The sequence below is a fragment of the Exiguobacterium sp. s26 genome, from assembly GCF_018618235.1.
Classification (GTDB): domain Bacteria; phylum Bacillota; class Bacilli; order Exiguobacteriales; family Exiguobacteriaceae; genus Exiguobacterium; species Exiguobacterium chiriqhucha.
On record NZ_JACSLS010000007.1, the window covers coordinates 1 to 23634 of the forward strand.

A 23634-nucleotide genomic window follows, 5' to 3' on the forward strand; every position below is an offset into this window, starting at 1 on the left:
GAATAGGTTCATTATATCGATTCGATCGCACGCAAAAAACCCTGAATGAGCACTTTTTATCAAGTGTCTATCATTCAGGGTTCAGTTCACTTCTTCAAGAAAGTCATTTTCTCAATAAAAAACGACATCAAGAGAAAAGGAATGGAAAATCCCAGAACGTAAAACAGCATATAGAGTAAGCCACTGTCCGGATCCGCTACTCCGAGTGCAATAACTCCTGCAAGTATGGGACCGGTACACGGGGTCCATCCAGCTGCAAAACCAATGCCGATCAGAACAGAACCCGCGTATCCGGAGGGCCTTTTCTGGAACTGTAATTTCTTATCCGACAGCAGGAAGTCGAATTTCAGAATACCGGTTAGGACCAAGCCAAAAAACACCATCAAAATAGCGCCCAATTGACGTAGAAGAACTTGATATTCCAAGAAGAAGTTTCCGATAAGCGAAGTCGACAAGCCCAACGCTAAAAAAATGATGGAGAAACCTATCAAAAATAGAACCGTATGAATCAAAGCCGTGCTCCTCATCATTCCCTTGCCCGTCTTTAACTCATTGACTGAAACTCCAGTAAGGTAGGATAAAAAAGCCGGATACAAAGGAAGGGAGCATGGAGAGATAAATGATAAAAGCCCTGCGCCAAACGCAAGATACAAACTAATTTCCGCCACTTGTACACCTCCTATTACAGTAAGTTGAATCCTCTTCTTTATCATTTTTGTATCCCTTAAGGAATCAAATGAAATTTTCTATATAAGACTCGGGGAATTTCAAGGTATGTAAAATTAAATACAGCCCCTCTCTTAACTTCTACTTCCCCGTGCTTGCTTAACCGTTCCAGAAGACGTCAACCAATCCAGTTTACCGATTAATTCTTGATTTTCTGTGCAGTTTCTTCTATTCCGGTTCAGGTGAAGTCCCGGAAGATTTGCAGGAAGCCGAAAATCCAACCTTTGAAGTTGGAAGCCAGGCGATTATTGAAACCGATCATATGGAAGGCATGAAAGGTGCTGAAGCCACAATTGTCGGGGCTTATGATACAACCGCCTATGCAGTGACCTATACGCCGACGGACGGAGGCGAGCCGGTTGAAAATCACAAATGGGTGATTCACGCAGAATTGGAAAATCCAGGTGATGAACCATTGGAAACGGGCGATGAAGCGGCCATTGCCGCTGACCATATGGAGGGAATGGACGGCGCAACGGCTACGGTTGATTCTACCGAAGAAACGACCGTCTATATGGTTGATTTCGTCCCGACCACCGGAGGCGAGGAAGTCACCAATCATAAATGGGTGACTGAAAGCGAACTGTCACCCGAATAAAAGCGCCAAAACCCGGGATCTTGTCAACAAGATCCCGGGTTTTTATCTGTAATGGTTCATAAAGGATTCGATTTCGTTTGTATTACAAAAACATTAAGTTTTAGTAGTTAGGCTTCCCGTATAAATTCTGCACATTTTTTCAACATTTTTATAATAGAATAAATCAAATTTAAATAGTTTTAGAGAGGTCACCAAATCTATGAAAACAAATCAGCTTTTGAACGAATCCGGTCTGATCTCCCGATTAGATTCCAGAATATTAGAATTAGACATCAAGGGGATTGCCGATAACTCAAGCGATGTGGCAAAAGGTTTTGTGTTTGTTGCTATTAAAGGATTTGAAATTGATGGTCACGGGTTTATTGACCAGGCAATTGAAAAAGGGGCAGCCCTTGTCATCGGAGAACAAGGAATTACCCGGTTAGGTGTCCCTTATTTACAGGTGGAAAATAGCCGGAAAGCGCTTGGCATCCTGGCCAGGAATTTTTATGGCCGTCCATCTGACCAGAAAATAATGATTGGAATTACGGGCACCAACGGAAAAACGACGACGAGCTATATGCTCCAGCACTTTCTGGAAAGCAACGGTATGAGTTGTTCTGTCATCGGTACCAACCAAAATATTATCAATGGCGAAAAAATGAAAAGCTCGAACACCACACCAAATTCACTCGCTCTCCATAAACTGTTGACCCTCAGTCAGGATGAGGTCGTCATTATGGAAGTTTCTTCTCATGGACTGGCCCAGTATCGGTTAGAAGGCATTGAATTTGATTACGGCTTGTTCCTCAATCTTCACCATGAACACCTGGATTATCACAGTTCCATGGAAGAATATTTTCAGGCGAAGCTTACAATGTTCAATCAGATGAAAGAACATGGGATTGCTGTAGTGAATACAGATAATGAGTGGGGACGAAAGCTCTGTGGAATCCTGCAAACAAAGGGAAAACCGATTTATGCAATTGGCACATCCACTGAATGCAACCTGCGTGTTGCAAAATTTCATTCACTGTCCTCCACTATGCGGGTGATTGAAAGTAACGAAACGTATCAAATGGTCGCTGCCATGACCGGAATGCACAATATGTATAACACCTTAATGGCCTACGGAACATCATTGTTGCTGGGTATCCCCAAAGAAAAGCTCTTAAACTCCATTCACCATTTCAAGGGAGTCGATGGACGCTTTGAGGTCACGAAACTGGCCAAGGGCTCGATCGTTATTGTGGATTATGCCCATACTCCGGATGCCATCTCTTACTGCCTGGAAACTGCAAAATCACAAGGGGCCCAACGAATAACCCATATTTTCGGCTTTCGTGGAAATCGAGATGCCAGCAAGAGAAAGCACATGCTATCCATATCTGCTGAAATGAGTGACCGCTACATTTTAACGTTGGACGACCTGAACAATGTTTCTCCAGGAGATATGCTGGAAGTTTTAAACCAACTAAATGAAACATACGGCAACTCAAAAGGCAGCATCGTTCCAGACCGTACACTCGCCATTCAGCAAGCAATCCATGAAAGCAAGGAAGGCGACTGGATTGTGATTACCGGTAAAGGACACGAGAAATACCAGCAAACCTTTCATTTACCGACTGATTCGGACCGGGAAACCGTCAATTATATAATAAAGCAGAACTAAAATAATCACTCAGGAGGGAGTAGTTATGAAAAAACTAAGTGTTGTTTCAACCATTTTAATCATGATCAACACTTTAATCGTTTCGTCCGTTTTCAGTAAAACTGATGACCCTTCCCTGCCAAACGTATCCAGTGAAGCAGCTATTGTCATGGAAGCAACGACTGGAGAAATCCTCTATGAAAAAAATGCACAGTCGCAGATGTATCCTGCCAGCCTAACAAAAATTGCCACAGCCATTTATGCAATTGAAAACAGAAAATTAAATGATGTTGTAACCATCAGTAAAAAAGCACGCAATACGGAAGGCACCCGTGTTTATTTGGAAGAGGGAGAACAAGTGACTTTAGAAAAACTGTTGCTGGGCCTCTTAGTCAACTCTGGAAATGATGCCGGCGTCGCCATTGCTGAACACATCAGCGGCAGCGTTGAGTTATTTTCTGCTGATATGAATTTATATTTAGAAGATGTAATTGGCCTGCGGAATACGAACTTCGAAAATCCCCACGGTCTTTTTGATCCCGAGCATGTTACGACAGCCGAAGATTTAGCGAAGTTAACCCGATATGCGATGAAGAACGATGAATTCATGAAAATATTTGGAACAAAAGAACTGCCCTGGAACGGTGAATCCTGGGATACCACGCTTTATACCCACCACAAACTATTAAGGGAAAAACCTTATGAAGGCGTTACGGGTGGTAAAACCGGGTTTGTGCCAGAAGCAGGCGTCACGCTGGCCACGACAGCCAAAAGAGAAAACCTGAATTTAATTGTCGTCACCTTAAAAAGCGACACAGAGGCAGAAGCTTATGCTGACACTATTCAACTTTTGGATTTTGGATTTGAAAATTTTAAAACAGTGAGCATTCCGAAAGAAAGCAGCTTTTTTGCCGGTGATGTGGAATACATTACGCCAGGCGATTTCTTTTATACACACCAAACAGATGAGCAAGTGACAATCGCTGTAAAAGAAGATGGACTATTAAGGATTACTGATCAGGATGGCACTCTTTTGTCTTCTTATCAGTTTCCCGTTGTCAGTGCTTCTGAGACAAACCTTCCTTCTAATTCTGAAGACGTTCGCACATTTTTCCCACCTGGGATTTTAAGTTCAATCTATTTGTTCCTCCTCGTCGTTGGCTTTTCAGGATTAGTGTATTACCGAATTCGAAAAAAACGGATATAGAACGCACTTCTCTATCTTAAAATTTCATTCAACTGAACTTTTATATACCATCAATTTTTTAAACAGCGCAGGAGGCGGATTATACCATAAACACTCAGTTCCCCGTTTTAGAATTTCTGCTGCTTCTCATTTTCAACATAAGTATGGGTGCAGTTGGCTTTTTCCCAAGCTTTTTGCTCACGTCTCTCAATATCAGTTCTTTAGGGTTAACCATTGGCGTCATCCTTTCTTTGTCGGGGGAGATTTTTGGCGCTATCGTCGGATTTTACCTATATCGATATGGGTTTTCAAAAGTTAATCCAAAGTGGTTAAAGCGGCCGTTCTGGAGGTACATCCAGAGTTCTTCAATAAGCCGCGTCTTCTGGGCAATCATCTTGCTGCGCTTAATTCCTTTTGTCCCATCAGGTCTGGTAACAGCAGGGGCGGCCTTGACGCCCATTCCAGGTGGCTTATTCATTATTGCCAGCACCATCGGTAAAATTCCGGCCGTTTCTCTTGAAGTGGCTGTTGTTTATGGCCTTGTAGAATCCATACATCCCGGTTATCAGTACGGCTTATTTATTTTGATCTTTCTATCGTTTCTAGTGATCTGGGCAAAGAACAAAAGAAAAAATTCTTTGTAATTTTACCCCCTGTTTGAGAAAACTTCGATAAATTCATCCTCTTTTTCTGGCTCATCACCATAACTCGTGGTTGCTATTTTGACGACCGATCTCGAGGCGCAATCTTAAAAAGAATCGCTCGAGGTTTCGATAGCCATAGCCACGGCGTTTGATGAGCTTGATCTTGTTGTTCGTCCCTTCCATCTTCCCGTTCGACAGCCTTGACACGATTGTCTGGCGCATCGCTTGCTCCCGGACCCGGATTGCTTTCGCGATCTTCGCCAGGGGCCCGCACGGATGGAACTGATAACGGTCCAACCAGTCTGTGAGCCGCCGTTGCGACTGTATCTCGCACGTCGCCTTCAGCACATACCGGATATGCTGGAGCCCTTGATAGAGGTTCCGAATGAATGGATCTTCCTGCATACAGGAACGGGCGACCTCCCGGTCTTCCCCAGTCAGCGTTTCCGGGCGACGCGCGAGCGAACGATCGATCACGCGAACGTGGTGATGGCGTCTTGCCTCGTTCAAAAACGACGCCGTCGGCGAAGGGCGTCCGTGACGAACTGGACGAGGTGGAACCGGTCCAGCACATGTTCTGCCTCCGGGAAGACATGGTTGATGGCCTTCGCCATCGCCGGTGCAAAATCACTGACGACAGAACGGACATCCCCGGATACGCCTTGAAGTGCTGCCGAGATGGCTGCCACGTCCCGGCCCGGGACAATGGACAGAAGCTGGCCACTCTTGGCATCGAGGACAATCGTCGCATAGTGGTGCCCCTTTCTCGTGGCGAACTCGTCGACCAGGACATGCGTTGCACGCTCCATCGTCTCCACCGAAGCGTACTGATAGAACCAGCGCTCCACCGTCGTATAAGGGAGGCTGTACTCGCGTGCGACATCTGAGATTGTCAGTCCGTGGCAACGTTTTGCGATGCCTTTCCGGAACACCTCGGTGGAAGTGCTGACGAGCCCGAGACCGTAGTCATACACGAACGTCAAATCACAAGAGGTGCATCTTTGACGTGGGACATCCAGTTCGATCCAGAGTACACCGACGTTCCACGCATGACCGTGTCGAAAGCGACGCCGCTTTTTCGAATGCAGGATGGTCTTTCTCTGGCACAGCGGACAAGGGATGTCATGTCGATCCGGGATGACCGGAAAAACGTTTGGTTCTTCGTCTGAAGACATCTGAATCTGAAAAAGGTCTGGAAGTGGAAGAAGTAATTTGATAAACTGTTGGGACAAAGCGAAAACTCCAATCGTGGTTTGTCTAAGCAACAATTACGATACCGGGGTTTTCGCTTTTTTTCTATGTTCAATTCAAAATCTGATGGATTTTATGCGTCAACCACACCTTATGGTGATGAGCCTTTTTGTGACATACTGTTCAAAATCTACTTTGAACGGGGACGATTGCGATGAATACTTGGAAACACACTTTACTCTTACTAACTGGCGTCTGCATCTCGAACCTCGGCGCCTGGGTGTATTTCATCGCCCTCAACTTGATTGTTCTCGAGATGACGCAATCGCCGTTCGCCGTCTCGGTCCACTACATTCTGGTCCCGCTCGCGGCACTATGCGCGAACGTTTGGTCAGGCTCGGTCATCGACCGTACCGATACACGCCGCTTGATGATGTGGCTTGATGCGCTCCGCGCCGTCGTCGTCTTCAGTCTCGCTTTCATCGACTCACTCGCGCTCATCTACTTGCTCGTGTTTCTATTGAACATCGCGAGTTCCGTCTTCGAATCGGCCTCCCTCGTCTACATGACCAAGCTCGTCCCAAGCGGTGACCGTCAACGGTTCAACGCCATGAAAAATTTCGTCCAATCGGCCGGATTCATCTTAGGCCCGGCCATCGCGGGATTGTTGTTCATGATCGGTACACCCGCGCTCGCGATACAATTGAACGCGCTGGCGTTGCTCGTGTCTGTCGGAATCCTCTCCCTACTACCGAAGTTGTTCACGGCCCGCGACGAAGTCGAAGTGTTCAACCTGCGCATGATTCTCGATGATTGGAAAACGGTCGTCCGATTCGCATCGACCATGCGTTACGTGACACTCGTCTATGGCCTATTCTGCGTCATGACGATTTTCATGTCGAGGCTCGACTCGCTCGAGGCGTCGTTCGCGACGCAAGTGCTCAACTTTTCTGAGAGTCGCTACGGTTTTCTCGTCAGTGTTGCCGGAGCCGGGATTATCGCTGGTTCCATCATCAACGCGACGTTCAGTGCCCGGCTGACGTTACCGTTCCTAATCAGTTTCGGTGCCATCCTAACACCTGTCGGCTATCTCGTCTTCGCCTTCTCCGAGTCATTCGTGGTCGCAGCGGTCGGATTCTTCCTGCTCACGTTCGCCTTGTCGTTCGCGAACACCGGCTTCTTGTCGTTCTATCAAAACAATGTCCCGACCGACCTGATGGGCCGCTTCTCCGGGGTGATCAACGTAGCGGAGTCCGTCTTGATTATCGGGTTGACGTTCGGCATCGGTCTCCTCGCTGAATATGTCGGGATTCGCTCGACGTATGTCGCCTTTTCACTCGCTTTCTTGCTCGTCGGCTTGGTCACAGTACGGGTTGTACTAGAGCAATCAAGACAAGCTTTGTATACGTCAGCTCTACACGAGGAGGAAGCATCCTAATGCGGTTATAGTGTTGGCGAAACAACAGAAAGAGCCGATTGAGACCATCCTCTCAATCGGCTTATTGTATCGCTTGAGTCATCTGATCAATGTGTTCTTCTACCACAGCAACAATGACATCCGGACGATCTAATTGAATGGCATGCGATGCCTGTTCCGCAATCACCAGCTTGCTAGTCGTTGCGAGCATCGTTTGTTCACGAATGAGTTGATGCCACGTTGCTTCTAATAACCTTAACTCAGATTCAGGCAAACCGTTTAACATGCCTTGTGCGACTTCATAATCGGCGTCGCGTCCGATCACATATAACGGCATCGCATAGGCGATGGATCACTCGTCACTCCTCCTCGCCAGAGACAATCATCTTCCGATCCATGTGTTCGACTTTGAAGTGACGGGCGCGATGAAGCGAATCGATCGACACGTTGATTCACGATGGCCAGACCACCCTTGCCACATAACTGACGACACCACCGGCATCTGTGTCGGTGGTGTCGTTTACTTAATCCCGAAGAACGCACTCGCTCCGATTCGAAAAACGATCTCGTCGTTCCAGTCTAATGTTTTATAATGAAGGTGACGGACATCTTTGATTGGTTATTCCGCATATATAGCGGGTAATTGAAGAGGTGGCTCATCGTGAGCCGATTCAAGACAGATGGAGGGGTGAACATGAAGCAATGGACTAATGAATCGATTTATTTGTTCGGTCTCATCGCTTGTATGATTGTCGGTACGATGGCTTATATCGTCCTTTTGTCTGAAAGTAACACCGGTCTTCTCGGCTACTTGATTTTACCCACCATCATACTCTCTTCTCTCATCTTCGGGATGCGAGCTGGGCTGACTCTGTCTGTCACGCTCCTCCTCTTTTTATTCATCTATTTCCGATGGCTCGCGTCCATTTACGAAACAGGAAACGTTCAGTTTTTTAACGCCAGAGGCATCAGTTTTACGATTCTGCTTCTCGTCATGTCCATTCTGTCTGGTCTCGTTCATCAACTCGTGAACACCGTTCAACTGTCCCGGCACGAGTTAGAGGAACAAGCGCGACAATTGATTGCGGTCGATCCAGAGACGTGGCTTGATAATACCGAGCGATTTCGGATGGACTTGAGTGCGGAACGAGACCGTCTCATTCGCCACGGTGGCTCATTCTCAGTCTCGTTCATTCACTTGAATGACTTCGCTCGTTTCAAGGAACATTACGGACGAACTGAATATGAATGGTTCTTGAATTATTTCAGTGACGAGCTCCATATGGCAACAAGACGAACCGATCACAAGTATCGGATCGCAGTCGATACGTTCGCCATCATCTTCCCCTACACGTCACAAAAAGCCGCACAAGTCGTCCATGACCGGATTCGTCCGCTACTAGAACAGTATGAGCTTCAAAGCGGTAAACACGTGTCATTGACGTATGAGGATACGTTTTATGAGGTGAATCAAGAAAATTGTAACACGGTCGTTGATAAAATCGTTGCGAAGGCATCGTCGACTAGTTGAGAAATACCTGATAATAAAACCTTGAATGATCGACACTTAATAAAAGTGCGCATTCAAGGTTTTTGTGTCATCATATCGATTTTACCCCACATTTAGCCGTTTCGATTCTCCATCACGACTGCTGTCTGTAACGTCTATCCAAGCCCATTATACGCAAACTCAGAATTTCCATTTGGATACAGCATCAAGTCCTTCACAGAGTTAACCCAATTCAATTTCTTATCTAAATCGCTCTAGATGATACTCTATCTAGGTTGCCCGAAGAGCATTTTCATATGTATCGTTCGACCTTTTATCACTTCAGTTTATTATTGTTAATCGTTTCATCTCGTTACATTTCCGACTAAATGGAGAGGTTCCTTCCCTTGAATCGCCTCGATCACGCCTCCGGCAATCTCTTTATGCGTCAACCAGCGGCTCTCCCCCTTCACGACTTGAAAACCGAGTTGCACTTGGTGATAACGGACGTCTTCAGTGATCGTCAGCCCGTTTCTCACACCGCTCGAGTTGGCGCGACTACCGAGAACATGGAACACGTCCGTTCCCCCTCGTAGTGCTGACAACACACACGTTAAGGCGTCAGCTGCGTCCGAATGAACCCAGGCAACGACCAAGTCGAAATCTCCGTGATCCGCAATCGAACTTCGCAGCGCTTCCTTGAGACGCAAGTCGTCCCGATAGTCGACCAATACGGCAGACAGTCGGTCGGGTGTTTGTTCGGTCAATCGGCTCATTTTCTCGGCATCCCGTCCGATGATGGACACGTGATAGCCAACCTCTTCCAACCAAAGGACCGTCCCCGCCAGCATCCCGCTGCCGCCGATCACTAACGCATGTTTCACGATATATCTGTCCCTTCTGTCCGTTTATAAGTAAGGAAAGGAATCCTGACTTACGAAAGCGAAATCTACATATAACACCCCCCTCAAGGAGGCATGATTCCCATTCCATCGACCATCTATTCCATCAAACCAATCGAGTCGCCACACGAACTCGATGAATCGTTCCCAGTCATGAATCAACTGCGCACCGACTTGACGCTCGACGCCTATCGCGATCTCGTCGCCGCCATGCGACCACAAGGGTATGAACTATATGCGTTATACGCCGACGATGTCATCGTCTCGCTTGCGGGGATTGAGCTCCGCGTCAATCTATATCTCGAGAAACACGTCTTCATTTACGACCTCGTGACGTGCGTGAACCATCGCTCGAAGGGATATGGCGAGATGTTGCTTCACTTCATTCATGAATACGCACGCGACAGTGGTGCCAAATATGTCGCCCTCGAGTCCGGACTGGCAAGGACCGAGGCGCATCGCTTTTATAAAGACAAGATGGACTACGCCATCACGAGCTATTCGTTCCGAAAACAGCTTTGAATTCTATGTAACAAAAAAGGAAGAGCCGAACGCTCTTCCTGTCTTTATTATATCGCGATTCTCGAACCAAAAACAGACTGTGTTCTCCTAAATCCATCCACTATACTGTGAAGACAGCCTGACTGAAGGAGAGATAAAGCATGACCGATGACATGAAACCGCTCGACCCCGGCCCGTTTTTCCACGGAACGAAAGCCGAACTGAAACTTGGAGACTTGCTTGAACCGAAGCGACGCTCGAACTATCAAGACAAGCAGTCGAACTACATCTATTTCACGGCCACTCTCGACGCCGCCAAGTGGGGAGCCGAACTGGCGAGCGGAAATGCGCGTGAACGAATCTACGTCGTCGAACCGACGGGCGACTTCGAGAACGATCCGAACTTGACGGACAAGCGCTTCCCCGGAAATCCGACCCGGTCGTACCGGTCGAACGCCCCGCTCAAAGTCGTAGCCGAACTCGGGGCTTGGGAACGCCACCTTGACGATGTGATCGCGCATATGCGCGACTCACTTGAGAAACTGCGACACGCTGGAGAAGATATGATTGAAGACTGACACGAAGTAGATACACCTTGAATAAATCGTACAGGAAGCGCTGATATTCTGGAGAAATCGATTATAACAAGCTTAATGCATGGATTAATCGAGTCAAATCACAATCTGAAGATTAATTTATCATAGGTTTCTCATAATACTGAGCGAATTCAATCACTATGACTGGCTATCCGTCTTGATGAAAAGAAAGTAAAAATCCCACTCGCGATGGCTGAGAACACAATTTTAAAAAGAGAGTTGTGAGTAAAACCATCAATCACATATCCCTTCAGCTTTTGCAATAAAGCGGCTTCCGGAATCCAATCAATCACATAACCGATTCCTAACATTGAAGGAAGACTCATTAACAAGTACACCGAGACAAAAACGAGCATAAACGACTTCGTGTTCACCATCTTTACCTCCTTAGTTTTACGATAATCAAGTACTAAAAGAAAGCGGATGACATCAGTGTGTGATGCCGTCCGCTTTCTTTTGATTCATCTTTTGAAATGAGCCATCCGCATGCACAAGTGTGAACGGCTCGGCGAGCGACGCGGCCGCTGCCTCGGCTTGAGACATCGTCTCTTCCGTGATGACCGCTTCTTGTCGCCGTAACCGAAACGCCCGCTCGAGGCGACTCGTCAGCAAGTTACTGAGGAAGACGAGCATCGACAATCCAATCGCAGGGACGAGGAACATGTGACTCGTCATCCAGGTCGTCGCCGTGAACTGCTTGAAATAATAGCCGAACATCGACGACCATTCAAACAGTGTCGGCATCACACCTTCGAATAAGTAAATGGTCCCTCCGAAAAAGACGCCGAACAAGGACAGATGAATGAGTAACATCAATGTTTGCACAAACTGTTGCATGAAGACGATCACCATCGTCGGGACGAGGTGCGGCCACAGGTGTCGCCTCACTCGATGCCAGACGCTGCCGCCTAACGTCTCGGCGACAATCATAAACTCTTGTTGGAGCAACTGCCGGATTTCTGTAATCAGGTACAGCGTGACGGCAGGTAGACCGAGCAACACGAAGACCGTCAATTGAAGCGTCACGCGATCAACTAGCGGTGGCACCATCGTCGAGTCTGCGAACAACAGGGACGAAAACAGCATCATCATGGCAAGAAGGGAAATCGGTAGAATCAAAAACCCATCTAACAGCATTTTGAAAATTCGGTTCACCCGTGCCCCGCGAAAGGCGAGCGGAATCCCGACTACTAATCCAAGCGCCATCCGTCCGAGCGCCACGGTCGCACAAATACCGACCGTCCATTTGAACCCTTCGATCATCATTTGAAACAAATCATTCCCAGCGCGGTCGGTTCCGAGCCACTGATCTTTGGACGGTTCGAGCGGTGGAATGCCAATCAACCGTCCCTCATCGGAGTAACGGTTCAGGAATTGATCGACTTGACCATCTCGAAAAATCGTATTTCCGATGCTTAACAATAGCAAGCCCATCAAAATCGTAAAGACGATTAAGAAAACTGGGTCACGTAGCAGCGTACGACGCATCAAATCTCCCCTTTCCATGATTTCGGGATAAGCCACTCCGCCAGTAAATCCAATATGAAGATCGGGATATAGACGACCAGCAAGATCACGAGTAGGATTGGCATCACAGGATTATAGACGACAAAACGGAAAATCCCTTGTACGTTGAACAAATATTCGATGATCAGGAGACTCGATAGCACCGTGATCAAATTCGAGCGGAAAAAGAGATAGAAGCGATACACCAAATTCGGAAGCAAGTGTTTCCAGAACAACCCTGCCGGCCGGACGCCTTTGGCCCGCGCCAGCTCGAGAAACGGTGTCGCTTCCTCCTCGAGGATATGTTTCGTCAACCATTTTAGGAAGAAGAATAGAATGGTTAGCGTCAACGTCAAAATCGGTAGAAAACGTATGTATTCGGCAAATCCGCCAGCGACTTCAATTCGATCAAATCCGGTCGTCTTATGAATCGTGATCGCAAGATATTGTGAAAAGATGAGCCAAAATAAATCTGGAATCATCTCGAGCGTCTGGCTCGTTTGTTGGAGCACCGTGCGCACACGCTTCCCGCTCCGATAAAAGAAATAGGCGTACATAAGGGCGAACACAACTGAGACAACAAGTGATGTCGTAAAGATAATAAGCGTCTCTTTCATGAGCGGACCGAGATCTGGCAATAACGGTAACTCGCGTTGCGCTGTGACGTTGAAGTATGTAATCTCATCGAGTTTCGCCAACTGACTGAATTGTTGTTGAATCCCGTACCAGTAGTTCGAAGGCACGAACTCGAGTTGCACGACGAGCGACGGCAAAGCACTGATTGCAATCAATACAAAAACGGTGATGAAAAACTGAGCCGATTTTTGAGCAATCAAGTTCATTAAGTTCTCCCCCTTTCAAAAAACAAATACATTCTTATAACCGTTTCGAGCTTGCTTATAGACCATAAACTATAGAATCCAAAAAGCCGATTCCAAAATAAAGCATTTCCCTCATCCCAAAGTAAAATTTCCCCATTTACACTGTTATGATTTTATCATAATCATTTATGAATAAAAACAATATTCCGAAAATTTCAGAAATTTAAATAGTCATTTGCTTCGACAGTTTCCACATGGAAATCGGCGTTCTTTACAACTCAACATATCCATTGCATTCACCCTATTGCTTTATCGAAAAAGTAGATTTCAAATGATAATTGAATTCCGAGGATGAATGGCAGAAAAATCATTAAAAAAGTATCCTTCTAATTAGAAGAATACTTTAGTATGTTGAAAAGAGCGTATCGCCGTCTTTGGACTTCAACACATAGTCAACTCCAGTCGAATTCACTTTCGTCAACGTGACGGTGCAATCAAACGACGTGCCCGGTCCATATGTGACGTCCTCCGGTATGTCTGGAAAATCGTAAGATACCTCTTCAAACCAGAGCGTCACGCCCCCTTGTTTCGACTGATTGTCAACGACGTAGCAACTCCCAGTTTCCGTCTCATAACGGCCAAGCGCGCGATCATATGTATCAGGTACGGCAATCATAAAACAAACGATAGCTATGAAGACACTAAATATGGCTCCCAGCATTTTCATCAATTTGCGCTCGCTCCGCCATTGTGACATATATACAAATGTCGAAAGCACACAGATGAATCCGACAAACCAAAACGCAATTAATTGTGCCAACCTGATCACCTCTTTCATATTATACGAGCGTTACTGAATAATGTTTCATCATCCTATCAGATTAAGGAGTCCTATATGGCCCACTTCCTCAAGTTACAATCTATCTCCATTTTGCTCGCGGTCCTGCTATTAGTGAACATTCAACTGCTCGCCAACAGCGGACGGCTTTATTTGTTGATGGGTGATGCTTATATGCTAGCCATCACTATGTTCGGTCTTGTTTCACTCATCTTGTTCACGCGGCTCATCATCAAACGTGTCAGGCAACTCGCACCTTCACCATGGAACCTATCCCTGTACGTGTTATGGCTCCCTTATTTGGCGCTGTTCACCTATGTCTGGACACAAATCGTCCCCACCCCTGGTGAAGCGGCATGGCCAGGTCCGGCCGTCGGGCTATTGATTATCGCGCTCACATTCACGTTCCCGCTCTATGTGTTCATCGTCCATATGGTCGCCTGCTCCAAACAACGAACGACGTAACCAAAAAACGTGTGCAACCCGAAGCGGGTGCACACGTTTTTTCATGAGAGCCCCTGTCTTCGTTTCTGCCACGCCACCAGCAAGATGCTGATGATGACGAGCAGGAACCACGACGACAGCTTGCCGAGGTCAACGAGCGCCCAACCGCTCAACTGGTTCGGATATGCCCAACCGTTGTAGAACGTGACGATATTTTCCGCGAACCAGATGAAGCAGGCAATCAAAAAGAAGGCGACGACGACGGGCATCGTGAAACGGCGGTCGTCGAGCCGGTACGTGACGATGGTACGGCCGAAGACGAGAAAGACGAGCCCGATCAACACCCAGCGCAAATCGAGCCAGATGTGGTGCCAAAAGAAGTTGAAGTAGATGGCGATCCCAAGGCCGAACGCGATGAGCGGCGGTGGCATCTTGAGAAACTCCAAATCGAGCCGGCGCCACGATTGGACGACGTAGCTGCCGACGCTCGCATACATGAAGCCTGCATAGAGCGGCACGCCGAACACTTTTGTCAGCGCCTCGTCCGGATAGCTCCACGACCCCATCTGGACTTTGAACAGCTCGAGGCCGAGCCCGATGACATGGAACCAGCTGATGACTTTCACTTCTTCCATCGTCTCGAGCCCGGTCTTGACGAGCACGACTTGGACGAACAGACACCAGATGAGTAGCACGTCATAGCGTGGGAGCGGAAAGTCGAACCATTTCGTCAGCGCGAGCGCACCGAAGATGGCGACCGGGAAGATACAGCTGAGTGCTTGTTCGTAACCAAAGATGAACAAATAACGGAGACGTCGCATCCTCTCACCTACAATTCGATGTATTCGTATAAGAACGACGACTCGCCGTCAAAGAAGCGCGGGTCATATAGACCGAGTCGCTCGTCATCCTCGACGACGACCACGAACGGGGACCACTGTTTGAGCGTGATTGCTTCTTTGTTCTCGGCGAAGAGCGGTGCAAGATCTGCATCGTCGGCACTCGTCAACTCGTATTGGACTTCGGGTTCTTGATAGACCGAGTCGCTGTAAATCGACACCGACTCGTCGGTCTTCGTGATGACGGTGAACTGGGTCGGGATGAACGAGGCCGACAGCGCCACCTCGTCGTGATCGGCGGCATACGACTGATACAAGTATGCCCCTTGCGCACTTTGAATCAGGACGTGAACGACGATCGCTGCCCAGGCGTAGCGATACACCGTGTGCCTGACGTCCGTTCGACGTGCGATCAGCCAGGCAACGAGGAAGATGCCCCAATAGACGAAGTCAACGATCGGGATGACGCCGAACGTGATCCGGACAGCCGATAACGGTTCGAAGTAACCCGTTCCCCAGGCGTTGAATAAGTCCGCCGTGTTATGGATGAACACCGACAAGAGCGCCCACCAGAAATAACGGATATCGGTCACCTTGAACAAGACGCGTACAAGTAGGTAAATGAGTAGCGCGAACAACGGGACGAGAAAAATCGAATGGGTGATGCCGCGGTGCCACATCTGATACATCCCTTCCGTGTCCCATAGTCGCGAGATGACGTCACTGTCCGGGATTTGACTCCCGACGAGCGTCGTGACGAATAAGGCCCGTTTTTCTTGTTTCTGAAAGTCTCGCTTATCGGCCGCCCCGTAGAGCGTCAGACCGAACAGCGTATGGGTAATCGTATCCAACGGTCTCCTCCTTTTGGACGGAAAAGACATCCCCCTCATGACGAGGAGGATGTCCGTCCTAGCTTATTTTTCTCGGTCCATTTTCATGGCGCGTCTTGCGACGACGGCGACAAAAATGACAGCGACAATCGGAATGATTAAAGGCATCCAATTCAACATCCGCCTGTCCCCTTTCTACAAGTGTCGCAAGCAGTATATCATACCTTCATTTCAATCGTTTAGTGAATGCTCGCCTTCGCATATCGTCCGGCCATCGCCTCGATCGTATCGCGCATATGGTCGCGGAGCGTCACCGGTTCAAGCACTTCGACTTGCGTCCCGAGCGACAAGAGCCAGAAGACGAAGCCGTCCGAGACGGCTGCGTCAAAACGGATCAGGAAGCGGTCACCGTCTTGCGTAATCGAGACGTCTTCGCCGAGCTTGTCGAAGATGACCGGGAGGACCCGCTCGTCGACGGCGAGGACGATTTCTTCGTCGAGCCCGTTGTACATATTGAATGACTTTTGGAAGTAGTCGTCCGGCAGATGATGCTTCATGCGCGGCGTGTCATCCTCGACGATTTCAGAGTTGACGATACGGTCGACGCGATAGTTTCGGATCTCCCCGATCGACTCATCGATACCGATCAAATAGTACTGCTCATGGTTCCAGTGCAAGTCAATCGGATTGACGACGTAACGTTCGCCGTCACGGCGGAGCGGGAACGTCCGCTTCGTGGCATCAAAGCCGACGACGTCCGTGTATTGGAACGAGATCGCCTTTTGTTCCTGAATCGCACGCTGGATGCGGTCGATATGGTACGGGATCTGTCCATGTTTCTTCTTCGGTGTTTTAATAATCGACTGGAGCGTCTCCGCTTCCGGGATGCTCGTCAGTTTTTGAAGTTTCTCGACGATCCGCTCTGTCACGTCTTCCGAGATGAACTTCGCCGCGACGATGGCATCGACCATCATCCGGAGCTCATGGATTTCAAACAAGCGGGCCGAATGCCAATATTTTTTGGCGAGGCCGTTCTTCTCGAGCTCATCCTGCACCTCGAACCCCGAATCGGTCAATGCTTGGATGTCGTCTTTCACTGATTTTTTTGCTAACTTAGAAGTATCTCCGATAGTAGATAAATATTCGAGCAAGTCTTCTAACGTCTTCGGATGGTTGTCATCTGTATGGCGTTCGAAAAACCGTCTCACCTCGAGTAACCGTTCTCGGTTGTTCACGGTTTAATCCCCTTTCATTTCTCTATGTAAAATATGTATAAACAGACAGTAGCATGTTATTTCCATGAAATAAAGTTATTTTCCATTACAATGCGTTTAAGGAGGCCATTCCGCTTTGAAACATTACGCGCACGTCAACGGCACAAAAATCGAATATATGGACCGAGGTCACGGTCCGATCATCATCCTGATTCATGGGACCCAGTCGTCAAGCCTCGAACCGTACCATGTGGACCGGCTCGTCGTGTCCGGTTTCCGGGTCATTGTCCCATCCCGTCCCGGTTACGGTGAGACTCCGTACTCATTTTCAGCCTCACCACAAGCGTTCGCCGCCAATTTACGTCGCATGATGGAAGTCATGGCCATCGATCAGTATCACGTGTACGGCATCTCGGCCGGGGGACCGACCGCCATCGAGCTCGCGTCGCAGAATGAGCATGCGCTCAGTCTGACGCTCGCAGCCGCGGTGACGAGTGTCGTCGACTTTCCGTATCGGCACTACATCAGCCGTAACGTCGCCCAACCAGCGTTCATCGCGCTACAGTTCGCCATGAGACAGTTCGTGCTCCGGGCGATTCAAAAACAACCGTTCGAAGCGACAGCCCGCATGATTCAATCGACGAGCCTGCTCGCACTCGATGTCATTCGTGACGAAGTGACCCCGTACGATATCTTCCTATTAAAACGGGTCGCGAACCAAATGGCGTTCGGTCTCGGTGCCCAGTTCGACTTGCGGCAACAAGTGACCGATGAAGCGCTGCTCGGGGTGACGTGTCCGACGTATATCGTCCACTCCAAAAATGACAAGGCCGTCCCGGTCCGCCACGCGCATCATGCGAAGCGACTCATCCCGCATGCCCAGCTCACCATCTTGAACAGCCCGGGTCATCTGATTTGGATCGGTCGTCAAGCGCGGAAGAGCGAGCAACAGATTGAACGCTTTATCCGCTTCAACTCGTAAGACGCCATTCCGGGCGTCTTTTTTAGTCGCCCGCTTCGAGCAGGTTGATCAATTCCTCCGTCACGTCCGCCGGGAGGCGGTACCCGATGTTCGTATCGTCCGCGTCGTACAGGCTACTGACGGATTTCGGATCATCGTTCAGCCAGATGTAATAGCGGTCCATCTCCCCGTCCTCGAAGTGGATTTCAATATCGTATTCAGGGCCGACCACATTGGCGACACCGGGAAGTTCGTCCGCTTCACGCAGCATGTCTTCGAATACTCGTATCGCTTCCGGTTCGTCGAACGTGACGACATCGCGCTCTTGGAAACTTGAAAAACCGTCCGATTTCGAGACGCGGACTTCTTCAATCCCATCCGTCCGAAAATCGTTCGAGCCGCAGCCAGTCAAAGTAAGGGCTAATATTATATAACCAAGAACTGACATATGACGTTGTTTCATGAATAGACTCCCTTTGTTTGTGTATGGTTGATATACGCGATGAAAGCTAGTAAAGTTCCCATCACATGTCTATCGATCACTCATCCACCCCGAGCACTTGAATCAACTGATTCGTCATGTCTGCCGACACGCGGTAGATGAGGTGCGGATGGGTCACGTCCATCAAATAGCTCGGGTGCTGCTTCTGACCGAGCCAAAGATGATACTGCGCCATCACTCCGCCTTTCCAATGAAGTTCCAGGTCAAAGTCCGGTTCCCCGTGAATGGAATCTTCGAGCGCTTCATCTGCATTGCGCAACATGTCCGCGAACGGTCTCACTTTTTCGATTCCGTTGAACATGATGAAATCCGTCTCATTGAACGAACCGATCCCTGATGACTCAGCGACTCGCGCTTGAGTCATTTCTTCGTTGTTCAATTCATTCCAGTCCGGTTCCATCAACGCTTTGATTATCGCCGAAGCCCCTGTCAACATGGCTCGATTTAATTTCATGTCCTCCACCCCATTCACGTTGATAGTCATCTTTTACGAAAATCTTGACGAAAGGTTTCACAATTTTTGACATCATATCATTCATGCCTGTTTCCGCGTTCGCTCCAAGAAAATCGGCAACAGGTTCAAGATAATAGAGATGCTGGTGAGCACCCATAATGCCCGTCCCATGCCGGGGATGACATCCGCCAATGCACCCCAATCCTCCGCTTCGACCCAGACCGACAAATAACTGTAATCTGCACACACCGTCAACGCGGTCAGCGATAACGCAAGCGCCATCGGCAGTTTATAATCTTTCCCGACGCTAAACGTATACAAATTGACCAGTGTCGCGCCAATCGCGAGCAATCCTAAAATCATCCACATGTCTAAACCGTCCCCTATCTAATATGTAAGTTATTACATATTCTCAGAGTAACACAAGCCACTTCATTTATAGACAAACAAAAAAAAGCCGAGCCGAAGCTCAGCTTGTTCTTATTGGTACGTCCAACCGGTCAGGCTCGCAGTCGCGCCTTCGTAGCGCAACTGTTTCTCAAGCTCACTAGGGAAGACGCGGAGTGTGGCGACCGCCTCACCGTCATTGACGAAGCATTCGACACTTGAAGAGTCGACGAACACGTGAAGCGACGTCACATGAATCGCTTTCGTCCGTGTCGTGCCATACTCGGTCGCGAACGGCTCGCCGGCATTCGTCCGGTCGATTGTCAATTCGCCCGCCGACGCGTCGTAACGGATGACGAGCGACTCGTCGCCGACTTGAAGCAAGTCGAGGCTGAAGTCTAAGCCGTCCGTTTTCAGCTCCAGCTCGTACCGTTCCGGTGTCGCGACGCTGATTGACGTTCCAGACGCATCGAGGAATGTGTCTTGGCGAAGCGTTGTCATCTCCGTTACCGGACGCTGCTTGAGCATCCCGTCCTCAATTGTGAGCACTCGCGGTAGCGTCAAGGCGTGTGCCCAGCCGAAGCGGTCCGTCGGATACTCGATCTCAGGCAAGCCCATCCATCCGACGAGGACGCGACGTCCGTCTTGTTCGGTCGTCTGCGGCGCATAGAAATCGAAACCGAAGTCGAGTTCCTCGAACGCGCCGTGGGTGAACGTCAACGTTTTAAGGTCGAGCTTGCCGATCAAGAATCCGGACTGATAGATGTTGTGATAGCGATGCCCGTCCGGTTCAATCCCTTGCGGCGAGAAGACGAGGACATGCTGTCCGTTCAGTTCGAACACGTCGGGACATTCCCACATGTAGCCGAACGAATCGAGTCCCGTCTTAATCTCACCGAGAAACGTCCACTCATCCAAGTCGATCGAGCGGTACAACACGACGCATCCTGTCTCGTCCGTGCGTTGTGCGCCGACGACGGCGTAATAGATGCCGTCCTCGAGCCATACTTTCGGGTCACGGAAGTGTTCCGTGTACCCGGCCGGCACGTCCGGGATCGCGACGTTCCGACGTTCGATTTTGCCGTCTCGTAATACACCGATGACCTGCGAGGCGTGACGCGTCCAGTCATCCGTCCGGTGATTGCCCGTGTACATGACGTGGAGTTCCCCGTCTTTCACGAACCCGCTACCTGAATAGGCACCGTGTGAATCTTCTTTCGTCTCCGGGACTAACGCCACCCCGCGGTCCGTCCACGTGACGAGGTCGGGCGATGTGACATGATACCAATGCTTGAGACCGTGTACCGGTCCAAGCGGGAACCACTGATAAAACATGTGATATTCCCCGTTGTAATACGTGAATCCGTTCGGGTCGTTCAGGAGTCCCGTCGGCGGTTGGATATGGTATCCGAACCGCCACGGGGAAGCCGCCGTCTTTGTGCGGAGCGTCTCCATCTCGAGGGCACTCACGTCACGTAACGAGCGATAACGCTCTGCCTTCGTCCAACTCATAACATCACTTCCTTTTTGTTAAGCTGCTTCTTTTACTGCTTCTTTTTTCGCTTGGCGTTTTGCGAGCACGAACGTCAATCCGAAGGCGACCGCGAAGGCAATGGCCATCCCGATGATATACGAGACGATTGACGCTGGTGCAATCGAGATAATCCCTGGAAGACCTGCCGCACCGAGGGCGACGGCGAGGACTTCACGTCCGACGATGAACGCCGAGGCAATTCCTGAGCCGATGATGGCCGCGATGAACGGATAGCGTAGTTTCAAGTTGACCCCGAACATGGCCGGCTCCGTGATTCCGAGGAGTGCCGAGATACCAGATGCCGAAGCGACACCTTTCATCTTTTGATCACGTGTCAAGAAGAAGACGGCGAGTGTGGCCGCACCTTGCGCGACGTTCGACATCGCTGCGATCGGGAAGATGAACGACCCGCCTGTGCGGGCGATATCCGCGAGAAGTTGTGTCTCGATGGCGATAAAGCTGTGGTGCATCCCTGTGATGACGATTGGTGCGTACAAGAGACCCATGACGAGACCGCCGAAGAAGCCGAGTGAGTCGTACGTCCAAACGAGACCGTCGATCATCAAGTTACCCGCTTCACGCGTGATCGGTCCGACGAAAGCGAACGTGACGAACGCTGTGATGAGGAGCGAGAGGAGCGGTGTGAGCAAGATATCGAGTGAAGCTGGCATGAATTTACGGATATTGATTTCAAGTTTCGACAAGATATAAGCGGATACGAGGACCGGTAACACTTGTCCTTGGTAACCGAGCTTCTCGATTTCAAAGCCGAGAATATTCCAAACCGGGATATCGCCAACCGTTGCTTGCGCGTAGGCGTTGACGAGATCCGGGTGAACCATGATCATCCCGAGCGCGGCGCCAAGGTACGGGTTACCCCCAAACCGCTTGGCGGCGGAGAAACCTATCAGGACAGGTAAGAAGACGAAGGCGGCGTTGGCGAACGTGTTGATCATCGCGGCGAGGTCGGCGATGCCAGGGTACTGGTCAATCAATGAGCTGCCTTCGAAGAACAAATCAGGTGCCGTGAGCAAGTTGTTGATCCCCATCAAGAGACCACCGGCGACGATGGCCGGGATGATCGGGACGAAAATATCAGACAACATCTTAACGAACTGTTGGAGTGGGTTGCCTTTCTTCGCACCGGCCGACTTGACGTCGCTTGTCGACATATCGCCGAGGCCTGTCAGTTGAGCGAATTCGGCGTATACCTTGTTGACCGTACCTGTACCGATGATGATTTGATATTGGCCACCCGTCGAGAACGTCCCTTTGACGACGTCTAAGGCGTCCAACTTCTTCTCATCGACTTTCGATTCGTCGTTCAAGACGAGGCGGAGCCGGGTCGCACAGTGGGCCGCGGCGGCGACGTTGTCTTTTCCGCCGATTGCCTCTAAAATCGCTTCTGCTTCTTGTCTGTAGTTCATGCTGGTTTCCCTCCTAGCGCTTCAAGCACGCGTTGTTGTGATGGTATGGCTGGAATCGCGCCGTATGCCGTGCATGTCAATGCACCGGTCACGTTCGCATATTCGATGTCCTGCAAGAGTCGGTCGTCATCCATCCCGAGTGTCGACAACCGATATAGATAGGCTCCGACGAAGGCGTCGCCCGCTCCCGTCGAATCGACGCTGTCGATTTTCACTGAAGCGATGACATCTTTGACATCTTTCGTCGCAATCAGCGTCCCGCGCGAGCCGAGCGTGATGGCGATTCGTTTCGCACCCGCTTCAAGCAGTGACGCGACCGCTTGATTCAAATCTTCAAGCCCCGTCAACAAGTGCGCCTCTTCTTCGCTCAATTTGACGAAGTCGGATTCAGCGATGAAATGGAGCGAATCTTGTTTGAACGCCTCGAGGTCGGTCACAAGCGCGTCACGGTAGTTCGGATCGAACGAGACGAACAGGCCGTCACGTTTGGCGAACTGAAGAAGTTTGAAGTAGGCGTTCTTTAACTCGCCGTCGAGGAGCGCCGTCGCCGACCCGAAATGGACGATGTCTCCAGGCTTGAATGCCGACAAGTCAATCGACTCGAACGCGTAGTCACCGTCGCTGCCGCGGCGGAACGTGAAGTCCCGTTCTCCGTCTTCTTGAATCGAGACGAACGCGAACGTCGTGTCACCTTCCTCAACGAGGTTCTCGACGCCGACACCGTTATCAACGAGCGTCTGTTTTAAAAATCGGCCGAACGGGTCAGCCCCGACTTGACCGAGGAAGCTCGAGCTTCCACCGTGTTTGCTGACGACGGCCGCGACGTTTGCCGGTGCGCCTCCTGCTTTCTTCACGAATGTCGTCCCGTTGACGAGGTCGCTCGACGCGTCCTCACAAACCCAATCAATCAATAGTTCACCAATGCAATGTACGGTATTCATCCGTCCACCTCCATGTCTGAATGTATTGCTTCGTAGCATCTGTCGAACCGGTTCCA

Annotated in this window: 26 protein-coding genes and 2 pseudogenes; 10 read left to right on the plus strand and 18 right to left on the minus strand. The window is 49.6% G+C overall.

What is annotated here, in order from left to right:
• Positions 1 to 89: 89 nt before the first annotated feature.
• Positions 90 to 713, minus strand: a pseudogene (locus KNP82_RS11235) (cytochrome c biogenesis CcdA family protein); the annotation flags it as partial.
• A 185-nt stretch (positions 714 to 898) separates the two neighbouring features.
• On the opposite strand from KNP82_RS11235, the pseudogene KNP82_RS11240 reads away from it, so the two are divergent.
• The 4 genes and pseudogenes from KNP82_RS11240 to KNP82_RS11255 form a co-directional block, all read left to right on the plus strand.
• Positions 899 to 1324, plus strand: a pseudogene (locus KNP82_RS11240) (YdhK family protein); the annotation flags it as partial.
• Between the two features lie 199 nt (positions 1325 to 1523).
• On the plus strand, positions 1524 to 2975 hold the full coding sequence (locus tag KNP82_RS11245; RefSeq protein WP_029595522.1) for a UDP-N-acetylmuramoyl-L-alanyl-D-glutamate--2,6-diaminopimelate ligase: 1452 nt from the start codon (positions 1524 to 1526) through the stop codon (positions 2973 to 2975).
• A 25-nt stretch (positions 2976 to 3000) separates the two neighbouring features.
• Positions 3001 to 4161 (plus strand): D-alanyl-D-alanine carboxypeptidase family protein, encoded by a 1161-nt coding sequence (locus KNP82_RS11250; protein ID WP_214720040.1) that lies wholly within the window; start codon positions 3001 to 3003, stop codon positions 4159 to 4161.
• Between the two features lie 143 nt (positions 4162 to 4304).
• Complete coding sequence (locus KNP82_RS11255) at positions 4305 to 4784, plus strand: TVP38/TMEM64 family protein (protein ID WP_125318013.1); 480 nt, start codon at positions 4305 to 4307, stop codon at positions 4782 to 4784.
• 54 nt (positions 4785 to 4838) lie between these two features.
• Here the strand turns inward: KNP82_RS11255 and KNP82_RS11260 are convergent, their stop codons facing one another.
• On the minus strand, positions 4839 to 5294 hold the full coding sequence (locus KNP82_RS11260) for a transposase (RefSeq protein WP_084158424.1): 456 nt from the start codon (positions 5292 to 5294) through the stop codon (positions 4839 to 4841).
• On the minus strand, positions 5291 to 6016 hold the full coding sequence (locus KNP82_RS11265; protein WP_131490821.1) for a transposase: 726 nt from the start codon (positions 6014 to 6016) through the stop codon (positions 5291 to 5293). The genes KNP82_RS11260 and KNP82_RS11265 overlap by 4 nt, the downstream gene beginning before the upstream one ends.
• 173 nt (positions 6017 to 6189) lie before the next feature.
• Here KNP82_RS11265 and KNP82_RS11270 point away from each other — a divergent pair, with 173 nt between their 5' ends.
• Positions 6190 to 7413 (plus strand): MFS transporter, encoded by a 1224-nt coding sequence (locus KNP82_RS11270; protein ID WP_214828028.1) that lies wholly within the window; start codon positions 6190 to 6192, stop codon positions 7411 to 7413.
• 61 nt (positions 7414 to 7474) lie between these two features.
• Here KNP82_RS11270 and KNP82_RS11275 read toward each other — a convergent pair whose 3' ends face one another.
• Positions 7475 to 7717 (minus strand): hypothetical protein, encoded by a 243-nt coding sequence (locus KNP82_RS11275; protein ID WP_125318014.1) that lies wholly within the window; start codon positions 7715 to 7717, stop codon positions 7475 to 7477.
• Positions 7718 to 8086: 369 nt separating this feature from the next.
• Here KNP82_RS11275 and KNP82_RS11280 point away from each other — a divergent pair, with 369 nt between their 5' ends.
• Positions 8087 to 8923 (plus strand): GGDEF domain-containing protein, encoded by an 837-nt coding sequence (locus KNP82_RS11280; RefSeq protein WP_029595527.1) that lies wholly within the window; start codon positions 8087 to 8089, stop codon positions 8921 to 8923.
• Positions 8924 to 9246: 323 nt separating this feature from the next.
• Here KNP82_RS11280 and KNP82_RS11285 read toward each other — a convergent pair whose 3' ends face one another.
• Complete coding sequence (locus KNP82_RS11285) at positions 9247 to 9765, minus strand: Rossmann-fold NAD(P)-binding domain-containing protein (protein ID WP_131472540.1); 519 nt, start codon at positions 9763 to 9765, stop codon at positions 9247 to 9249.
• A 93-nt stretch (positions 9766 to 9858) separates the two neighbouring features.
• Here KNP82_RS11285 and KNP82_RS11290 point away from each other — a divergent pair, with 93 nt between their 5' ends.
• A complete protein-coding gene (locus tag KNP82_RS11290) occupies positions 9859 to 10305 on the plus strand; it encodes a GNAT family N-acetyltransferase (RefSeq protein ID WP_029595529.1) in 447 nt (148 codons plus the stop codon).
• Between the two features lie 140 nt (positions 10306 to 10445).
• Positions 10446 to 10862 carry an NAD(+)--rifampin ADP-ribosyltransferase gene (gene arr / locus KNP82_RS11295; protein ID WP_029595530.1) on the plus strand — a complete coding sequence of 139 codons (417 nt, stop codon included), beginning with the start codon at positions 10446 to 10448 and terminating at the stop codon, positions 10860 to 10862.
• Between the two features lie 149 nt (positions 10863 to 11011).
• Here the strand turns inward: arr and KNP82_RS11300 are convergent, their stop codons facing one another.
• The 4 genes from KNP82_RS11300 to KNP82_RS11315 all read right to left on the minus strand — a co-directional run bounded on the left by KNP82_RS11300 (position 11012) and on the right by KNP82_RS11315 (position 14027).
• Positions 11012 to 11254 (minus strand): hypothetical protein, encoded by a 243-nt coding sequence (locus KNP82_RS11300; protein WP_165569448.1) that lies wholly within the window; start codon positions 11252 to 11254, stop codon positions 11012 to 11014.
• A gap of 55 nt (positions 11255 to 11309) precedes the next feature.
• Positions 11310 to 12368 carry an ABC transporter permease gene (locus KNP82_RS11305; protein WP_214828030.1) on the minus strand — a complete coding sequence of 353 codons (1059 nt, stop codon included), beginning with the start codon at positions 12366 to 12368 and terminating at the stop codon, positions 11310 to 11312.
• Positions 12368 to 13228, minus strand: coding sequence for an ABC transporter permease subunit (locus tag KNP82_RS11310; protein ID WP_214828032.1), 861 nt, complete (start codon positions 13226 to 13228; stop codon positions 12368 to 12370). The genes KNP82_RS11305 and KNP82_RS11310 overlap by 1 nt, the downstream gene beginning before the upstream one ends.
• Before the next feature lie 382 nt (positions 13229 to 13610).
• The gene (locus KNP82_RS11315) at positions 13611 to 14027 is read right to left on the minus strand and encodes a hypothetical protein (protein WP_214828034.1); all 417 of its coding nucleotides are present in this window, start codon (positions 14025 to 14027) and stop codon (positions 13611 to 13613) included.
• Positions 14028 to 14102: 75 nt separating this feature from the next.
• Here KNP82_RS11315 and KNP82_RS11320 point away from each other — a divergent pair, with 75 nt between their 5' ends.
• Positions 14103 to 14510 carry a hypothetical protein gene (locus KNP82_RS11320; protein ID WP_214828036.1) on the plus strand — a complete coding sequence of 136 codons (408 nt, stop codon included), beginning with the start codon at positions 14103 to 14105 and terminating at the stop codon, positions 14508 to 14510.
• Between the two features lie 41 nt (positions 14511 to 14551).
• Here KNP82_RS11320 and KNP82_RS11325 read toward each other — a convergent pair whose 3' ends face one another.
• From KNP82_RS11325 to KNP82_RS11335, 3 genes are all read right to left on the minus strand, one after another.
• Positions 14552 to 15310, minus strand: coding sequence for a DUF817 domain-containing protein (locus KNP82_RS11325; RefSeq protein ID WP_214755934.1), 759 nt, complete (start codon positions 15308 to 15310; stop codon positions 14552 to 14554).
• A gap of 8 nt (positions 15311 to 15318) precedes the next feature.
• Positions 15319 to 16179: a metal-dependent hydrolase gene (locus KNP82_RS11330; protein ID WP_214828038.1), complete on the minus strand. Its 861-nt coding sequence runs from the start codon at positions 16177 to 16179 to the stop codon at positions 15319 to 15321.
• 218 nt (positions 16180 to 16397) lie between these two features.
• On the minus strand, positions 16398 to 17393 hold the full coding sequence (locus KNP82_RS11335; RefSeq protein ID WP_214755932.1) for a helix-turn-helix transcriptional regulator: 996 nt from the start codon (positions 17391 to 17393) through the stop codon (positions 16398 to 16400).
• A gap of 115 nt (positions 17394 to 17508) precedes the next feature.
• On the opposite strand from KNP82_RS11335, the gene KNP82_RS11340 reads away from it, so the two are divergent.
• Entirely contained in the window at positions 17509 to 18354 is an 846-nt protein-coding gene (locus KNP82_RS11340) for an alpha/beta fold hydrolase (protein ID WP_214828041.1), read from the plus strand.
• 22 nt (positions 18355 to 18376) lie between these two features.
• On the opposite strand, the gene KNP82_RS11345 is transcribed toward KNP82_RS11340, so the two are convergent.
• From KNP82_RS11345 to KNP82_RS11370, 6 genes are all read right to left on the minus strand, one after another.
• On the minus strand, positions 18377 to 18796 hold the full coding sequence (locus tag KNP82_RS11345; RefSeq protein WP_214828043.1) for a YhfM domain-containing protein: 420 nt from the start codon (positions 18794 to 18796) through the stop codon (positions 18377 to 18379).
• 76 nt (positions 18797 to 18872) lie between these two features.
• Positions 18873 to 19289, minus strand: coding sequence for a YhfM domain-containing protein (locus KNP82_RS11350; protein WP_214828045.1), 417 nt, complete (start codon positions 19287 to 19289; stop codon positions 18873 to 18875).
• Between the two features lie 81 nt (positions 19290 to 19370).
• Positions 19371 to 19658 (minus strand): hypothetical protein, encoded by a 288-nt coding sequence (locus tag KNP82_RS11355; RefSeq protein WP_214755928.1) that lies wholly within the window; start codon positions 19656 to 19658, stop codon positions 19371 to 19373.
• A 111-nt stretch (positions 19659 to 19769) separates the two neighbouring features.
• A complete protein-coding gene (locus KNP82_RS11360) occupies positions 19770 to 21188 on the minus strand; it encodes a sucrose-6-phosphate hydrolase (protein ID WP_214828047.1) in 1419 nt (472 codons plus the stop codon).
• Positions 21189 to 21206: 18 nt separating this feature from the next.
• Positions 21207 to 22637 carry a sucrose-specific PTS transporter subunit IIBC gene (locus tag KNP82_RS11365; RefSeq protein ID WP_214828050.1) on the minus strand — a complete coding sequence of 477 codons (1431 nt, stop codon included), beginning with the start codon at positions 22635 to 22637 and terminating at the stop codon, positions 21207 to 21209.
• Positions 22634 to 23578 carry a carbohydrate kinase family protein gene (locus tag KNP82_RS11370; RefSeq protein WP_029595546.1) on the minus strand — a complete coding sequence of 315 codons (945 nt, stop codon included), beginning with the start codon at positions 23576 to 23578 and terminating at the stop codon, positions 22634 to 22636. Before KNP82_RS11370 ends, KNP82_RS11365 begins: the two co-directional genes overlap by 4 nt.
• Positions 23579 to 23634 lie beyond the last annotated feature (56 nt).

Coding starts and splice junctions, on each gene's coding strand:
- KNP82_RS11245 (WP_029595522.1), top strand. CDS start 1,524: ATGAAAACAAATCAGCTTTTGAACGAATCCGGTCTGATCTCCCGATTA.
- KNP82_RS11250 (WP_214720040.1), top strand. CDS start 3,001: ATGAAAAAACTAAGTGTTGTTTCAACCATTTTAATCATGATCAACACT.
- KNP82_RS11255 (WP_125318013.1), top strand. CDS start 4,305: ATGGGTGCAGTTGGCTTTTTCCCAAGCTTTTTGCTCACGTCTCTCAAT.
- KNP82_RS11270 (WP_214828028.1), top strand. CDS start 6,190: ATGAATACTTGGAAACACACTTTACTCTTACTAACTGGCGTCTGCATC.
- KNP82_RS11280 (WP_029595527.1), top strand. CDS start 8,087: ATGAAGCAATGGACTAATGAATCGATTTATTTGTTCGGTCTCATCGCT.
- KNP82_RS11290 (WP_029595529.1), top strand. CDS start 9,859: ATGATTCCCATTCCATCGACCATCTATTCCATCAAACCAATCGAGTCG.
- arr (WP_029595530.1), top strand. CDS start 10,446: ATGACCGATGACATGAAACCGCTCGACCCCGGCCCGTTTTTCCACGGA.
- KNP82_RS11305 (WP_214828030.1), bottom strand. CDS start 12,368: ATGCGTCGTACGCTGCTACGTGACCCAGTTTTCTTAATCGTCTTTACG.
- KNP82_RS11310 (WP_214828032.1), bottom strand. CDS start 13,228: ATGAACTTGATTGCTCAAAAATCGGCTCAGTTTTTCATCACCGTTTTT.
- KNP82_RS11320 (WP_214828036.1), top strand. CDS start 14,103: ATGGCCCACTTCCTCAAGTTACAATCTATCTCCATTTTGCTCGCGGTC.
- KNP82_RS11325 (WP_214755934.1), bottom strand. CDS start 15,310: ATGCGACGTCTCCGTTATTTGTTCATCTTTGGTTACGAACAAGCACTC.
- KNP82_RS11345 (WP_214828043.1), bottom strand. CDS start 18,796: ATGAAACAACGTCATATGTCAGTTCTTGGTTATATAATATTAGCCCTT.
- KNP82_RS11350 (WP_214828045.1), bottom strand. CDS start 19,289: ATGAAATTAAATCGAGCCATGTTGACAGGGGCTTCGGCGATAATCAAA.
- KNP82_RS11355 (WP_214755928.1), bottom strand. CDS start 19,658: ATGTGGATGATTTTAGGATTGCTCGCGATTGGCGCGACACTGGTCAAT.
- KNP82_RS11360 (WP_214828047.1), bottom strand. CDS start 21,188: ATGAGTTGGACGAAGGCAGAGCGTTATCGCTCGTTACGTGACGTGAGT.
- KNP82_RS11365 (WP_214828050.1), bottom strand. CDS start 22,637: ATGAACTACAGACAAGAAGCAGAAGCGATTTTAGAGGCAATCGGCGGA.
- KNP82_RS11370 (WP_029595546.1), bottom strand. CDS start 23,578: ATGAATACCGTACATTGCATTGGTGAACTATTGATTGATTGGGTTTGT.